Raw genomic sequence first — 16,447 nt, 5'->3', positions numbered from 1 at the left:
TCAACTGCTGTGATTTAAAATAAATTCCCGCTTGATTAAAAGAAGTCTGTGCAGCTGTTTTAAAATGTAAAAAAGTATGGCTCTTGCCTCAAATTCTTCTCTGCTTAATGGAAGCGCATGGTCCTTTAACTCCAGCAGCAGCAGATTTAAATCCTTTAACAGTCCCTCTACCGTGTTGTTTCTGTGATAACCCTGCTCAATTCTTATTAGAAGCAAAGAAACTTCCATAGCTTCCTTTGGCAGACAGGAAATGGATTTTATATTTTCATAAATTTCATAAAGCAGAAGACTTTGCTGCCTGCGCATTTCAATGTAGTCAACTTCGTAGGTATCTTTTTGAAACAGTGCATTGTTGTAATTGGTTAAAGCACAGGCTTTGGCGGCTCTGAGTGCCTTTTGCAAGGACAGAAGATCCGCCGGTCTGCAGCTGGTTTTGTCTTCGGAATGAAGGAAACAGGACATTTGGCTTATGGTATCTTTTATCCGTGTATCCACTTCATCAGAAAGTCGTTTAAACTCATTTTTCCTTCGCCGCAAATGCAGATTTACTAAAATCCCAACGGTTGTGCCAATGAAAAAGAGAGCTGCCTCATTGGCAATCAGAGCGGCATCCATGGTGCGTTCAGTGAGAAAATGAGTGATGAGAACGGAATCCATGGCAATGGCTTCTCCCCAGTCAGCAGAAAAGCACAAAAGTGCAAAGAGAAATAAATATCCGGCAAATGCCGGGAGTGTGAAGCCAAGGATTCCAAAAAGGAGCCTTGCGATTAAGAGCGCACAGACAAAAGCAAGTGTCCGGTTCCGGGCGCTTTTTATGGTTTCTTTTTTCGTATTCTGAATGCTTAATACTGTGATGATTCCGGCAGTAGCGGAATAGCGAAGCCCCAATTCTCCGGCAATTGCGATGGAGAACACTGCGGCGACAGCAATTTTTAAACTTTTTATAACTGTATCCTTATTCATGGTTTCTCCTTTCCGGTTATTCCCGTTAATATCCCTGTTCTTTCAGTTTATGTACCAGGTCTGTATAAAAACCCATCACATCGAAACCTTCTATATTTTTCCGGGTCAAATCAATCACATCTCCATGAGAGATTCCCTGCTTTCCTTTTGGCTTTAAAATGCCAAGATCATTTCCCCAGACCATGGAGTCTGTGGATACCAGGCCATCGTTACTTCCTTCTCCAAGAAGCCGGATTATAATGTAACCAAGATTTAAAGGGAATATGGCACTTCCCGGAGATTTCATTTGTGATCCTGCACTTTGGCAGAGAACACCGGGAGCGTCCTTCATGAGTTTATTAAGCCGGGCACATTCCCTGTCTGTTAAATCCCTTAATCCGCTTAAAAAGTCAGGGTTGTCATCTCCAAGAAGAGTAAACAGGGATTCGTATTTTTTACCGATGAAACCGGCAAATCCTGGAGAAATGCGGTCTAAAATGCGGCATACATAATGGCAGCCTGCATGAGGAGTATTAATGGTGGTAATGGAGGCCACATACTGGTCCATTCCAAGGCAGCTGACTGCGTAACGGCTGTCAAGGCCTCCTTTGGAATGAGCAATGATGTTAACTTTCCCGCATCCAGTCTTTTTAACGATGTCGAGAATACACGCTTCGATCTCTTCCCCGCATTGTTCCACAGAAGCAGAGGACTGGTGATTGCTGTAAAAGATGGCAGCTCCGTGACGGATGAGTTCTTCTGGAATCCGCCCCCAGTAGTTAAAGCTTTTCCAGTCCCGGAAGAATATCCCGTGCACCATCAGTATGGGATATTTTGTTTTGCATAATTCTTCCTCTTTCCGTTTCTCATAATACTGCTGTTTCTCCATTGTAAAGTGATACTCTTTATGTGATATATCAATGAACCTGTGAAGCAGTACGAGATTAACTCCCGGAACCCACCAGAAAAGCAAAAGGGCCATTCGGTTAAAAAGCCCCAGCTGCCCCGAACAGGTGAAGATCCGGATAATTCCGTTTATAAGGAGAAGATAAAGGAATACGGCGCAGACGATGCCGTTTATAACAAGGAGCAGGGGCGGTGCCATTTTGTAAAAGATTAAGATGTATCCATAAACCGCCAGTTCAAGAAAAAAGCATACGATGGCAGCATTCATCAGTTCGCCGCCCCCCTGCAGGATTTTAAGCCTTCGCCCTTTGCAATTGACTTTTACGGGCACAAAATGATAGCAGAGATAAAAAAGCATCAGGCCGGTACAGGATAAAACACGGACCTGTGTGTCTGGCAACAGGGGAGAAATCAGGGGGAAATTAAATAAAAGCATGAGAAAAAAATAACGGATTATACGTTTTATCAGGGTCAAGACACGCCCTCCTTTTTCATTTGTAACATTGCATATGGTTTGTTTTGTACGATCATACCATATTTTTTCTGACAATTTAAGTCCACAGTGAGAAAAATTTTTCCGGAAATAATCTGAGCGGTTCAGCCCTTTAAGGTCTGGACCTTTTTTGGAACCAGGTGTTAAAAAAATGATAGGAAAAAATTTATATATTGACACGGGAACGGCAGTGGAGTAGAATGATGAACGTTGATAAAAGTTAACCATGTTAAGTATTCGTAAGGGGATAAAAAGTTAATGGATGAAAAAGAAAAGTATATAAAAAAGGTAAAAACACATCTGGTAGTCATGATGGGGAAGGGAAGAAAAATCGATAAAATTTTCCTGTCCCAGGGGCTGACCCGCCTTGAACTGTATGCGATCCAGCAGATTTACGAAGCCACAAAAGGGGATAAGGAGCACAAAGGCATTTATGTATCAGTGCTTGCAAAAAACATGGATATCGTCTTGTCTTCTGCATCACGGACCTTAAATTCCTTAGAAAAGCGGGGACTGATTTTAAGAAAAATCGATCCTGAAAACCGAAGAAATATCTATGTCATGCTTACTGAGAAAGGGGATTTAGTCAGAAAGCAGTGTCTGGAAAAAGTGAATCTGCTGGTGAGCAGGGTAGTTGATGGCATGGGGATGGATGAGATGGAACAGCTGATGGTATTATGGAGCCGTTTTGTTGATCAGATGGAAAAAGAAGTGAATGATATGACGGAAGAAAGTAATAAAACGACAGATTGATGAAACAGAAAAGAGGAAACTGACTTGAATGTATTTTTCCGATATTTCAAACCCCATTTGATATCTTTGGCAGTTGTCATGCTGCTGCTGTTCGGGCAGGCAGCCTGTGATTTATCTCTTCCGGACTATATGTCTGATATCGTAAATAAAGGTATCACTTCGGGAGATACGCTGTACATAGTCAAAGCCGGATTTCAAATGATGGGAATTGCCTTTGTAAGTGCATTCTGTACCGTGATAGTGGGACTGATCGGAGCGAGAATGGCAGCAGGCATCTGCCGGAATCTGCGGCAGGATGTATTTACGAGAATTGAGAGTTTTTCCAGTGCAGAGATGGAGAAGTATTCCACTTCCTCGTTAATAACCAGAACCACCAATGATATTACCCAGATCCAGCAGCTGATTGTCATGCTGATCCGTATCGTGTTTTATGCGCCCATTCTTGGAATCGGCGGGGTCATTCATGCCCTGGAAAAGGATAAATCCATGTCGTGGATCATAGCGTTATCCGTGGGACTGCTGTTAGTGATGATTTTTTCCATGATGATGGTGGTAATGCCCAGGTTCCAGTATGTACAGAAATTAATCGACCGGTTAAACCTTGTAGTAAGGGAAAGCCTTGACGGAACTCTGGTGATCCGGGCATTTAATACCCAGAGATTTGAGGAAAAGCGGTTTGACAAGGTGAATGCCAGGCTGACAGATACGAATTTATTTGTAAACCGGGTTACTTCCGGTATGATGCCTTCCATGATGCTTATTATGAATCTGACCAATCTTTTGATTGTCTGGGTAGGTGCAAAAGCAGTATCTGCCTTTAAGATGAAGGTGGGAGATATGATGGCATATATGCAGTATGCCATGCAGATCATTATGGCTTTTTTAATGATGGCGATGATGTTTATCATGATTCCCAGAGCCATTGTATCTATAAAAAGAGTGGTTGAGATACTGACTACGGCTTCAACCATCAGGGATCCGAAGGAAGCTGCTGTTATTTCCCCCACCCCCCGGGGAACCGTGGAGTACCGTGGAGTGTCCTTTCGTTATCCCGATGCCGATGAAGCGGTTCTTTGCGATATTACGTTTACGGCACTGCCCGGTCAGACAACAGCTTTCATCGGTGCGACCGGAAGCGGAAAAAGCACACTGGTCAACTTACTTCCCCGCTTTTACGATGTGACAGAGGGCGAAATATTCATTGATGGCATTGACATAAGAAACTGGCCGCTTAAAAAGCTAAGAGATATGATCGGATTTGTGCCTCAGAAGGGAATCTTATTTTCCGGTACGATTGAGAGCAATTTAAAATACGGAGACAGAGAGGCCGGCATAGAAGAGGTGGAGGAAGCCGCCAAAACAGCTCAGGCAGAGGAATTCATTGATTCTAAGCCAGAGGGCTTTCAGACGGAGATCTCCCAGGGAGGCCAGAACGTATCAGGCGGTCAGAAGCAGCGGCTTTCCATTGCCAGGGCGCTGGTTAAAAAGGCACCGGTTAATGTGTTTGATGACAGCTTCTCCGCACTTGATTTTAAAACGGACGCAAAGCTTCGTGCTGCGCTGAAAGAGAAAACCAAAAACAGCGTCACCATTCTGGTAGCACAGCGGATCAGCACCATTATGAATGCGGATCAGATCATTGTTCTGGATCAGGGCAGAATTGCCGGTAAAGGGCCTCACCGGGAACTGATGAAAACATGTGAAGTATACCGGGAAATTGCGCTGTCACAGCTGAGTGAGGAGGAACTGAAATGAGTGAACAAAAATCCTCAGGCGCGCCCTTGGGCCGGGGCGGCGGACTTGGCCAGAAGACTGAAAAAGCGAAGAATTTTAAAGGTACCATGCTCCATCTGGCCGGGTATTTAAAACATTATAAGATTTCTGTAATTGTTGTGATTGTGTTTGCATGCTTTTCTTCTGTATTTTCCATTGCCGGACCTAAGATTTTAGGCAAGGCCACAACCAAGCTTTTTGAAGGCCTGATTGCCTGGGCCATGGGAACCGGACTGCTTACGGATTTTCGTTATATCAGGAACCGTCTGCTGCTTTTAGTTGTTCTTTATGTTGTATCGGCTCTCTTTTCCTATCTGCAGAGCTATATAATGTCCGGGGTCAGCATGAAAATCACCTATGAGCTGAGAAAAAATATATCGGAGAAAATGAACCGTCTTCCGTTAAATTATTATGACACCAGAACTCACGGGGAGATTCTTTCAAGAATTACCAACGATGTGGATACCGTAAGCCAGACTTTAAATCAGAGCCTGACCCAGATGATTACATCGGTGACAACCTTAACCGGTATTGTAATCATGATGCTTTCCATCAGTATACGAATGACTCTGGTGGCAGTTTTCGTACTGTTTGTTTCCATGGGCTTAATCGTTACGGTGGTGAAAAAGTCCCAGAAATTTTTTGCCGAACAGCAGAAGAGTCTGGGAAACTTAAACGGGCACATTGAAGAAATATACGCAGGCCATCAGGTAGTCCAGATTTTTAACGGAGAGAAAGAGGCCATTGAAAAATTCCGGCTGATTAATGATAAGCTCTACGGGTCTGCGTGGAAGTCCCAGTTTTTATCGGGAATGATGATGCCAATCATGTCCTTTGTGGGGAACCTTGGATTTGTGTGTGTCTGTCTTTTAGGCGGATATTTAACGGTAAAAAAGGTAATTGAGATCGGTGATGTCCAGGCATTTATTCAGTATATGAGATCGTTTATGCAGCCAATCTCCCAGATCGCCAATGTTTCCAACACCCTTCAGTCCACGGCTGCTGCGGCAGAGCGGGTATTTGAATTCCTGGCAGAAGAGGATGAAGTCAGTGAGACAGAAAGTCCCATCGTACTGTCTGAGGTTCATGGAAATGTGGAATTTAAAGATATCTGCTTCGGCTATCAGCCGGATACCATGATTATCAATCATTTTTCCTCTGAAGTGGAAGCAGGCCAGACGGTGGCAATCGTAGGTCCGACAGGAGCCGGAAAAACCACCGTAGTCAAGCTTCTCATGCGGTTTTATGAGCTTAATTCCGGGCAGATACTGATTGACGGGCATGACAGCCTGTCATTTACCAGAAAGGATTTACGTTCCATGTTCGGCATGGTGCTCCAGGATACCTGGCTTTATAACGCCACTGTAATGGATAATATCCGCTACGGAAATTTTGATAAGTCGGATGAAGAAGTGGTATTGGCAGCGAAAGCAGCCCATTGCGATGAATTTATACGGACTCTGCCCGGAGGCTATCATATGGTGATTAATGAAGAATCCAGTAATTTATCCCAGGGGCAGAAACAGCTGTTAACAATTGCGAGAACCATTCTGGCAGATCCGAAAATCCTGATTCTTGATGAAGCCACCAGCTCCATTGATACACGGACGGAGGTCTTTATCCAGAAAGCCATGGATAAATTAATGAAAAACAGAACCAGTTTCGTCATCGCCCACCGACTCTCCACCATCCGGGATGCGGATATGATTCTGGTTATGAAGGATGGCGATATCATAGAACAGGGAAATCATGAAACACTGCTTGAAAAGAAAGGATTCTATTCCGATCTGTATCACAGCCAGTTTGCAGAACAATCATAGCGGAGGATAATGGTATGCAGGAAAACAAACACATAAACATTGAAGATCAGGAGATTGAAAAGGGCACAGGAAAACTGAAAAAAATACTACTTCCCCTTTTGCTGGCAGTCGTTTTGCTGGGAGGAGCCGCCGGAGGATATGCCTATTATGTAAGCACCTCTTATTTTAAAACGGATAATGCCAGAGTGACGGCAAAGCTGTATTCGGTAAAAGCCGTAGCCAATGGGAAGCTGTTGTCATGGGAGGCGGAGAATGGAGATCTGGTAGAACAGGACCAGGTGCTTGGACGCCAGGAGACGCTTCCTTATATCACATCCCCAATATCAGGTACCATTGTGAAAAATGAGGGAGCAGCCAATCAGGCAGTTTCCCTGGGGTCAGAACTGGCTGTAGTAGCGGATACATCCGATCTTTATATTGGCGTAAACGTGGAAGAAACAGATATTATGAAAATAAAGCTGGGCCAGAAAGCGGATATTAAACTGGATGCCTACCCGGGTAAAATGTTTAAAGGGCAGGTAATCGAGATTGATCCGGCTACCCAGACTTATTTTTCAGGAGGAACCAGTTTTACCACCAGCGGTGATTATACAAAAGTGACACAGCTTATACCAATTAAGGTAGCAATTGAAAATCAGCAGAATCTTCCTCTTGTTTTTGGAATGAATGCTTCTGTAAAAGTTCATTTAAAATAAAAGTCCTGGAAGGAGAAAACGGATGAAGAAATTAACAGCAGTTTTAATGATAACAGCAATGCTTTCGTCGGCTCTTGCAGGCTGCGCGGGAGCTGGCAGACAAACAGAAGTAACGGTAGCTGCAGCGAAAGAGGGAAAGGATTTATCCGCCATGGTATGGCAGGGAACGGTAGAGGCCCTGAGCAGTGTTGATATCATACCGTCCGCCAGCGGAAAGGTGACTCAGATTCTGGCAAAAGAAGGGGATCATGTGGAAGCAGGTGCGGCATTGTTTCAGATCGACAACCAGGATGCCAGTCTGCAGTTAGAGCAGGCAAAGGCCGGATACCAGGCAGCCCAGGCTAACTTTGACAGTGCACAAAAGGCAAATCAGCTAAATACAGTTGTAAAGCCCGCCGAAATAAGCTTCACCACGGCAAGCGATAATTTCAACCGGATTAAAGTCCTTTATGCAGGCGGTGATGTTTCCCAGACAGACTATGAGAATGCAAAGGCACAGATGGATGTGGCCCAGGTCCAGCTTCAGGCGGCACAGAACAGCCAGAGAACGAATTGTGATGTGACAAGGGCACAGCTTGACAGTGCAAAAGCAGCGCTTGACATTGCACAGAAAAAATATAACGACTGCATGGTAGTATCACCCATAAAGGGGCTGGTGACAAAAATCAGTGTGGAAGCAGGCCAGACGGTGTCTCCTCAGGTAAAAGCGGCTTCTGTCATCGATGACAGCAGCAAAAAAGTGGAAATTAAAGTAGCTGATATGGATATTGACCAGATAAAAGCAGGAATGGAAGCAGATGTGAATCTTCAGACGCTTGGGGAAACTATAAAGGGAAGTATCACCGGGATTTCATCCGTCAGCGATTCCAGCACAGGGATGTTTGATGTAACCGTATCTTTGGGGGAAGCGTGTACAAACAGCGCCATCGGACTTATGGCAGATATCAGACTTGCCGATAATAAGGGAGAAAATTCTGTTTATATTCCGGCAAAATCCGTTCAGACCGATGATTCAGGATCCTATGTTTATAAAGTATCTGACAGCAGTGGGGTGAAAACACCCGTCACACTGGGAAAGAAAAAGAATGCTTATATAGAAGTGACGAAAGGACTTGCAGCTGGTGACCAGGTTGTTTTACAAAGCAGTAAACCATTGACAGATGGTGAAAAAATCAGTATATTGACTGTGAAGCAGCAGTGAAAAACCGAAAAAGGGGGAATTTATTATGAAGCTATTCTACGCCGAACCGGCGGGTAAATGGGAAGAAACTCTCCCAATCGGCAATGGAAGCCTGGGTGCCATGATATGGGGAAACGGGAAAAGAGAATGTCTGGGGCTCAATGAAGAAAGTCTGTGGTCAGGCTACCGCCATGATAAAAATAACCATGAAGCATTTCCTTATCTGGAACAGTGCCGCAGGCTTGTGGAGCAGGAGAAGTACGAGCAGGCGGAGGAACTGATCCGGAATCATATGCTGGGAGAATATAATGAATCCTATCTTCCCCTGGGAAATTTATACATAGACTTTGATCATTCTGAGGACATTACAGATTACAGCCGTGCTCTGTATTTAGATCAGTCAGTCAGCAATGTGAGCTACCGGATAAACGGGGTTAAATACAGCAGAGAATATTTTGCAAGCTATCCGGCCAGAGCCGTATTTATAAAGCTGGAATGTGATAAAAATGCGATTAATGCCTTGATTTCTTTTGAATCCCAGGTACCATACAAAGCGGAGTATGAAAAAGACGGGATTAAGATAAGCGGAAAATGCCCGGAACATGTGGATCCTTCCTATGTGGATGACAGTGTAAATCCCATCATCCAGGGAGAGAAGGGAATGGAGTTTCATGCTGGTTTACACCTCCTTTCCTGCGATGGAGAAGTATCCGCTGGGATAGAAGGACTCCGCATTACGGGTGCGTCCAATGTGATCATGGCATTTCATGCAGTGAAAGAACCGGTTTTTGATCATTCGCAGGCGTATGAGAAGATCAGGGAGCAGCATATCAGTGATTATAAATCCATTTATGATAAGGCAGAACTTTATCTCGGTGAGCAGCCGGATATTCCAACCAATGTGAGACTTCAAAAACTCCGAAATGGTGAAAAGGACAACGCACTTTACGCACTCTATTTTCAATATGGAAGGTATTTACTCATCAGTTCTTCCAGAGAGGGCAGTCTTCCCGCTAACTTACAGGGGATATGGAGCTGGCAGCTGAGAGCACCGTGGAGCTGTAACTGGACCACCAACATCAATGCACAGATGAATTACTGGCTGGCACAAAGCTGCAATTTAAAAGAGTGCCTGCAGCCGTACTTCGAATTTGTAAAGCGGATTTGTGAGGAAGGTAAGAAAACTGCAGAGGTTCATTATCAGTGCAGAGGTTTTGTCCACCACCACAATGCGGATTACTGGTGCAGCACCAATCCGGTTGGAATGATCTACGGGGAAGAAAAAGGGGAACCGGAAAGCGTTACCTGGTCGATGTGGCCCATGGGAGGCGCATGGCTGACCAGCGAACTGTTTAAGCATTATGAGTATAATCCGGACCGGAAATTTCTTGAACAAACCGTGTATCCAATCCTGAAAGAAGCAGCTTTATTCCTAGTTGACTGGCTTTATCTGTATAAGGACCGGTATGTGACCTGTCCTTCCACATCTCCGGAGAATAAGTATAAAGTTCCGGGCAGCAAAGACAGCGCAGTTGCTGTCGCAATGTCAACGGCAATGGATCTGGCAATCATCCGGGAAGTATTTGGAAACTTTCAGAAAACATGTGAAATCTTAGGGATAGATGATGAGGTTTTACAGGAAATATCAGAAAGACTGAGTAAACTCACTCCTTTCAAAATCGGAACTAAGGGTCAGCTTTTGGAATGGCATAAGGAATTTGATGAGGTTGAGCCTGGCCACCGCCATGTTTCCCACTTATATGGATTGTTCCCGTCTGAGCTGTTTGAGGGGGATGAAGATTTGACGGAGGCATGCAGAACTTCCCTGCTTTTACGTCTGGCAAATGGAGGCGGATATACAGGCTGGAGCTGTGCATGGATCATCAATCTTTTTGCCGCACTGGAAGATTCCGATCATGCCTACGAATATTTGAAAACTTTGCTGACCAGATCTACCTATGATAATCTCTGGTGTGCCCATCCGCCATTCCAGATTGACGGTAACTTTGGAGGAACTGCTGGAATTGCCAACATGCTGGTACAGGAGCGAAACGGCAAGGTGAAGATATTGCCTGCTCTTCCCTCTGAGTTTGAAAATGGTTATGTGAAAGGTCTCAGAATTAAGAATGGAAAGACAGTTGATATCAAATGGAGCAACGGGAAGTTAGAAGATTATAAAATATATTAGAGTTATGAATGAGGTGCAGTCACTGCGGGATATTTCGGCGGAGGCTGCATTTTTTTGTTGTAAAAGTATTTGTGTTTTTCTTTATGGGAATACTATTCTTTCTGACAGGAATGAAATTCCATAGGCTTGCTGGCTGAGGAGGAAGGAGAATGATATGAAAGCAAAGAGCGGATTTCGCAATAAGGAAAGGAAAAAAGATATTTTAGATATGTATGATTCATTTTTAGAACAGTGGAAATTTCCTCATGAAGAGCAGATGGTTGAGACCCGTTTTGGAGAAACCCATTTAATTACTGCAGGTCATAAGGAATGTCCGCCTTTGATTCTGCTGCATGGCACAGGGATGAATTCCGCCATGTGGCTGGAAGAAATAAAAAACTATGCAAACGAATACCGGGTATATGCTGCGGACATTCCAGGAGAACCGGGAAAAAGCAATGAAAGACAGCTGCCGCTTAAGAGCAAGGCGTATGCACTCTGGCTTCTGGATGTTCTGAATTCACTTCAAATAGAAAAGTCAGTATTGATTGGCATCTCTCTGGGAGCCTGGCTGGCTCTGAAGTTTTCCCTCCATTATCCGGAGCGTGTAGAAAAGCTGGTTTTAATAGCACCTTCCGGAATTAGTCCGGCAAAAAAATCCTTTCTCTTCATTGCGCTTTATTATGGACTTTTTGGAGAGAAGGGAACGGAGAAGCTGTATTTAAAAATAAACGGGGGCAGAAAACTACCAGAAAGAATGCTGGAACTTCAGAAGCTTATTAAGAAAGGATTCCGCTATAGAATGGAAGAGATACCAATCTTTCGGGATGATGAAATTAAAAGACTTTCCATGCCTGTGGCCCTATTTGCGGGAGGAAAAGATATTATGCTTCATTCTGATGAAACTGCGTACAGGCTTCATAAACTGCTTCCCCATTCAGATATTAATGTTTTACCTGGTGAAGGGCATTCTATAACCAGGTTATCTGACGAGATAATAAGTTTTTTAAGAGGAGATAAAAAGGAATGAAGATAGAAACAGTCAAGCCATTACAGAAGATTTCTTTCGTTTAAGCACTTGCCTTGCAGGGGAGATCTTACAAAAATATGTAAATTACGGTGTGAAGATGGCGGTAATCGGTGATTTTTCCGTTTATACCAGCAAGCCCCTTAAGGATTTTATCTATGAAAGCAATTGTGGTTCAGACTTTTGCTTTGTCTCGGATCTGCAAAAGGGAATAGAGAAGCTGGCATCAATGTAAAAAATGAGGGCTAAGTAGGAGATATGCATTGGTTAGATGTTGACAACCTGGTAAAAGAAATGTTATGTTATCGGTTAAAGAAGCTTAAACGATCTGATAATGAGGAGAACAAATATGGAAAAGAGAATTTCTGGAAGAACAGGTTTAATGGCTCTGATTGGATCACCGGTAGGACATTCCGGTTCCCCCGCCATGTATAATTACAGCTTTGAAAAGCTGGGACTGGATTATGCATATCTCGCTTTTGATGTCACCGTAGAAGAGGTGGAAAAGGCGATTGAAGCCGTAAAAACCCTGCGTATGAGAGGCTGCAACGTGACCATGCCCTGCAAGACAGAAGCGCTCAAATACATGGATGAACTGTCAGACGCAGCCCGCATTACAGGTGCGGTCAACACCATTGTTAATGAAAACGGAAAGCTCACCGGACATATGACAGATGGGCAGGGATTCGTGGATAACTTAAGGGATCATGGTGTTGAAATTAAGGAGAAAAAGATCACCATATGCGGCGGAGGCGGTGCAGCGACAGCAATACAGGTGCAGTGCGCGTTAGAAGGAGCAAGAGAAATTTCCATTTTCAATATCAAGGATGCGTTTTTTGAGAGAACCCTGGAGACGGCTGAGAAGATCAGACAGGAAAAACCGGGCTGTATCGTGAATGTATTTGATATTACAGATATGGAAACGATGAGAGAAGAAATGAAAACCAGTGACATTTTCGCCAATGCAACCATCGTAGGCATGAAACCTATGGATAACGATAGTGTGGTAAAAGATGTAACCATGTTCCGCCCCGGTCTGGTTGTCACAGATGCGGTTTATAATCCCAAGGAGACAAAGATGCTGAGAGAAGCCAAAGAAGCGGGCTGTATCTGTATCAATGGGCAGGGTATGCTTGTCTGGCAGGGAGCTGCAGCCTTTAAACTCTATACAGGACAGGAGATGCCTGTGGAAGGGGTTAAGAGCCTGCTTTTTAGTTGATAAAAATATACAAAAAGTCTTTACACATATGGAAAAATATGGTAATATTTACTTAACAATTAAAGGGTGATTGTTATATTAGATAAAAAATGAATAACTGGGTGTTACTGTATCAGCAGATACAGGCATGACTGGTGATATTTACATGTTTGCTTAAGCAAAGTGTAGGTATGATCAGTCTTTTTGTTTTTATGGGGATTATACATTCTTTTATAATTGGGGAGGAAAAACATGAAAAAGGTTAAATGTACGAAAAGCTGTCTGCTGCTGTCTATGGCTCTGCTGCTTGGCAATACGGCATTCACCGCACAGGCAAAAGCAGAAACTGTAACGGCAGCCAGTACAGGCCGCGGTCAGGGGGTTACTGTAGAAAACGTCACTCTTCATACATACGCAGGAAATGATGGCCAGGAGGTAGAGTCCATTACCTATCTGCTGAAGGATATCAAAGAACTTGGAAGCATCGCACCAGAGGATTTCAGAATAACAGTCGGAAGTGACAGTTATAAAGTAAATGATATAAAAATCATGGGGAACAATGTAAAACTGTATGTGGATGCATTTCGGTATCTTGGAAAAACAGTATACAATGAAAAGATGCAGTCCACACATTATGACTTCGCAGTTGACAGCACAGTAGATGTGCTGGATTTAAAAAAAGGGGATTCCTGCCTGGTAAAGACAAGAACCGCTGATGATTTTGAAAAAGGTACGTTTACAGGGAGCAACGGTATTGAACTGCCGTATTGGCTTTATATGCCAGCCGGTACATCGAAAGTACCTCTTATGCTGTGGGAGCACGGAGGAGGAGAAGTCCTTGCAACATCCTTTGAAGGTGCCAATATTTTAAATAACAGGGGAGCAGTTTCATGGATAGAAGACGGATACCAGACCGCAGTTCTTTCTTTTCAGTTCCCGGAAAACTACAGCTTTGGAATATCGGATAAACCGGACCAGCTTAAGATGATGCAGGATTATAATGTGGTAATTTATGAATTTATTCAGGATCTGATTAATAAAGGAAAGATCGATTCAAGGCGGGTTTATATCAGCGGAGCATCGTCTGGAGGAGGAGCAGTACTGCGTTTTGTCATGCAGTATCCAGACTTCTTCGCAGCCGCCCTTCCCATCTGCGCGAAGGACACATTAATTCCCATTTCCCAGACTTATGGGCTTGCCTATAAATTTAACGGCAGTCTGGCACTGAACGATCAGGATTATCAGAAGTGTTACCGGGATATCTCTGATTTAATGAGTCATTACAATATAACCGGTGTCCCCATATGGTTTGTCCAGGCGGAGAATGATCCGGTATGCACCAGCTATACATCCAAAATTTTATATCAGGTTTTAAAGGATCAGGGAGCCCAAAATAATAAGATCACAATGTATGGCGATGAAGAAATGAAACAGGCGGGGCAGATGATATACCATAGTTCCTGGGTTCCTGCATTCCGAAGCAGAGAAATCATGGACTGGGTTTACAGTCAGAAAAAACAGTAAGGATGAAACCTTGCTGAAATATAAAAAAGGAGAAGGAAACATATGGCAAGCAAGTACGATGGATTAGCAAGAATCATTATTCAGAACGTTGGGGGAAAATCCAATGTTATCAGTCTGACCCATTGCATCACCAGACTGCGTTTCAAATTAAAGGATGAGTCAAAGGCAAATACTGAGATCTTAAAAAACACCGATGGGATTGTGACAGTCATGAAAAGCGGGGGGCAGTATCAGGTCGTCATCGGGAATCATGTACCGGATGTTTATGAGGTAGTCTGTAAAATTGGCGGATTCGGGGAAGAGCCCCAGGAAGCAGACGGGGAAAAGCCACAAAAGCGCCAGAAACTCTTCTCAGCCCTGATCGACACCATATCCGGTGTATTCCAGCCCATATTAGGTGTATTTTGTGCAACCGGACTTATTAAAGGAATACTGGCAATTCTTACATTTACCGGAGTGCTTACTGCGGAAAGCGGAACGTATCAGCTTCTTTATGCAGTGGCGGACGGCTTCTTTTACTACCTTCCTGTAATTCTTGGATATACCGCTTCAAAAAAGTTTGGTTTAAATCCGTTTACGGGTATTGCGCTTGGCTGCGCTCTGGTTTATCCTAAAGTAGTGGCCCTTACTTCCAAGGACGTTATGGAAGTATTGTTTGCAGGAACCATGTTTGAATCCAATATTTATGCTACTTTCATGAAGATTCCTGTTATTATGCCAAAAAGCGGTTATCCGTCTTCTGTAGTGCCGATCATTCTTGCGGTCTATGTGGCATCCAAGATCGAGAAGTTCTGGAAGCGTGTAATACCGGATGTGATAAAGAACTTCCTGGTTCCGACTCTGACTTTGATGGTTGCCGCGCCGTTAACCTTTGTTGTGGTTGGTCCGCTGGCAAATTCCATAGCTGCAGTCATTGGCTACCTTACCCAGGCTGCCTATAATGCAAGCCCTGTGCTGGAAGGTGCAATTGTTGGTGCGTTCTGGCAGGTTCTTGTAATTTTCGGCCTCCATTGGGGACTGGTACCGGTCTATATCATGAACCTTAAAACACAGGGATTCGACAGCTTCATGCAGCCCTATTTTGCAGCTTCTTTTGCACAGACTGCCGTTGTTGCAGCGGTTATGCTTAAAACAAAGGATAAGAATTTAAAGAGTCTTTGTATTCCTGCAACGATCTCTGGTATCTTCGGTGTGACAGAGCCGGCTATTTATGGTATCTCCCTGCCGAAGAAAAAGCCATTTATTATTTCCTGTGTGGCTGCCTCCATCGGTGGTGCCATCATTGGAGCAGGGAATGTAAAAAAGTATATGTCAGGCGCGCTGGGGATTTTTGGTTTTCCTACTTTTATCAACCCTGCAAACAATGATACGTCCAGTATTCCCTGGGTGACAGCCGGTGTGGTCGTTGCATCCCTGATCGCATTTGCAGCCTGTTTTATCATTTACCGGGATGAGGAGACAAAGAAGGTTTCAGAAGTATTGCCTGCAAGAAAGCCGGGAAAATTTAATCTGGTAAGCCCTGTAAAAGGAAATACGGTAGCTCTTGACCAGGTGGAGGATACTGCTTTTGCTTCCGGAATTCTGGGAACCGGTATTGCAGTTATGCCGGAAGAAGGAATTGTATATGCTCCTGCTGACGGAACCATTACTGCCCTGTTTCCCACAGGACATGCCATAGGAATGGTGACAGAAGATGGGGCAGAGATCGTGATTCATGTGGGACTGGATACTGTGAATTTAAACGGAAAAGGATTTACACCGCTGACAGAGGCTGGAAGCCAGGTGAAGAAGGGACAGGAATTGTTAAAATTCGATATGGATCTGATTCAGGCTGCAGGATATTCCATCCTTACACCGGTAGTAATCTCCAATCCGAACACATTTTCTGATATAATCCCCACTGATGCAGACCATGTAAATCCGGGGGAAACATTAATTACTGTAATTTGACAGAAAGAAAGGAATGGTA

13 protein-coding genes are annotated in these 16,447 nt (G+C 43.9%); 11 read left to right on the top strand and 2 right to left on the bottom strand.

Features of this window, described 5'->3' with window-relative positions; all coding sequences use genetic code 11:
- Together DS742_RS10955 and DS742_RS10950 are read right to left on the bottom strand one after the other, a co-directional pair.
- The gene (locus DS742_RS10955) at positions 1-963 is read right to left on the bottom strand and encodes an aromatic acid exporter family protein (protein WP_117417045.1); all 963 of its coding nucleotides are present in this window, start codon (positions 961-963) and stop codon (positions 1-3) included.
- Between the two features lie 25 nt (positions 964-988).
- Positions 989-2,323, bottom strand: coding sequence for an esterase/lipase family protein (locus tag DS742_RS10950; protein ID WP_170313428.1), 1,335 nt, complete (start codon positions 2,321-2,323; stop codon positions 989-991).
- Positions 2,324-2,599: 276 nt separating this feature from the next.
- On the opposite strand from DS742_RS10950, the gene DS742_RS10945 reads away from it, so the two are divergent.
- From DS742_RS10945 to DS742_RS10895, 11 genes are all read left to right on the top strand, one after another.
- On the top strand, positions 2,600-3,094 hold the full coding sequence (locus DS742_RS10945) for a MarR family winged helix-turn-helix transcriptional regulator (RefSeq protein WP_117417043.1): 495 nt from the start codon (positions 2,600-2,602) through the stop codon (positions 3,092-3,094).
- A gap of 24 nt (positions 3,095-3,118) precedes the next feature.
- Positions 3,119-4,849: an ABC transporter ATP-binding protein gene (locus tag DS742_RS10940; RefSeq protein ID WP_346066292.1), complete on the top strand. Its 1,731-nt coding sequence runs from the start codon at positions 3,119-3,121 to the stop codon at positions 4,847-4,849.
- Positions 4,846-6,687, top strand: coding sequence for an ABC transporter ATP-binding protein (locus tag DS742_RS10935; RefSeq protein WP_117417042.1), 1,842 nt, complete (start codon positions 4,846-4,848; stop codon positions 6,685-6,687). Before DS742_RS10940 ends, DS742_RS10935 begins: the two co-directional genes overlap by 4 nt.
- 14 nt (positions 6,688-6,701) lie before the next feature.
- On the top strand, positions 6,702-7,382 hold the full coding sequence (locus DS742_RS10930; protein ID WP_117417041.1) for an efflux RND transporter periplasmic adaptor subunit: 681 nt from the start codon (positions 6,702-6,704) through the stop codon (positions 7,380-7,382).
- 22 nt (positions 7,383-7,404) lie between these two features.
- Positions 7,405-8,583 (top strand): efflux RND transporter periplasmic adaptor subunit, encoded by a 1,179-nt coding sequence (locus tag DS742_RS10925; protein WP_117417040.1) that lies wholly within the window; start codon positions 7,405-7,407, stop codon positions 8,581-8,583.
- 25 nt (positions 8,584-8,608) lie between these two features.
- Complete coding sequence (locus DS742_RS10920) at positions 8,609-10,750, top strand: glycoside hydrolase family 95 protein (protein WP_117417039.1); 2,142 nt, start codon at positions 8,609-8,611, stop codon at positions 10,748-10,750.
- Between the two features lie 154 nt (positions 10,751-10,904).
- Positions 10,905-11,759 (top strand): alpha/beta fold hydrolase, encoded by an 855-nt coding sequence (locus DS742_RS10915; RefSeq protein WP_117417038.1) that lies wholly within the window; start codon positions 10,905-10,907, stop codon positions 11,757-11,759.
- Complete coding sequence (locus DS742_RS10910; RefSeq protein WP_117417037.1) at positions 11,746-11,991, top strand: DUF4180 domain-containing protein; 246 nt, start codon at positions 11,746-11,748, stop codon at positions 11,989-11,991. Before DS742_RS10915 ends, DS742_RS10910 begins: the two co-directional genes overlap by 14 nt.
- Before the next feature lie 114 nt (positions 11,992-12,105).
- A complete protein-coding gene (aroE, locus tag DS742_RS10905) occupies positions 12,106-12,975 on the top strand; it encodes a shikimate dehydrogenase (RefSeq protein ID WP_117417036.1) in 870 nt (289 codons plus the stop codon).
- 231 nt (positions 12,976-13,206) lie between these two features.
- The gene (locus DS742_RS10900) at positions 13,207-14,478 is read left to right on the top strand and encodes a carboxylesterase family protein (protein ID WP_117417035.1); all 1,272 of its coding nucleotides are present in this window, start codon (positions 13,207-13,209) and stop codon (positions 14,476-14,478) included.
- Between the two features lie 42 nt (positions 14,479-14,520).
- Positions 14,521-16,428, top strand: coding sequence for a beta-glucoside-specific PTS transporter subunit IIABC (locus DS742_RS10895; protein ID WP_117417034.1), 1,908 nt, complete (start codon positions 14,521-14,523; stop codon positions 16,426-16,428).
- The last annotated feature ends 19 nt before the right edge of the window (positions 16,429-16,447 follow it).

Source organism: Lacrimispora amygdalina, from assembly GCF_003432035.1.
GTDB lineage: Bacteria > Bacillota > Clostridia > Lachnospirales > Lachnospiraceae > Lacrimispora > Lacrimispora amygdalina.
This window is presented reverse-complemented; position numbering and strand designations above follow the sequence as displayed.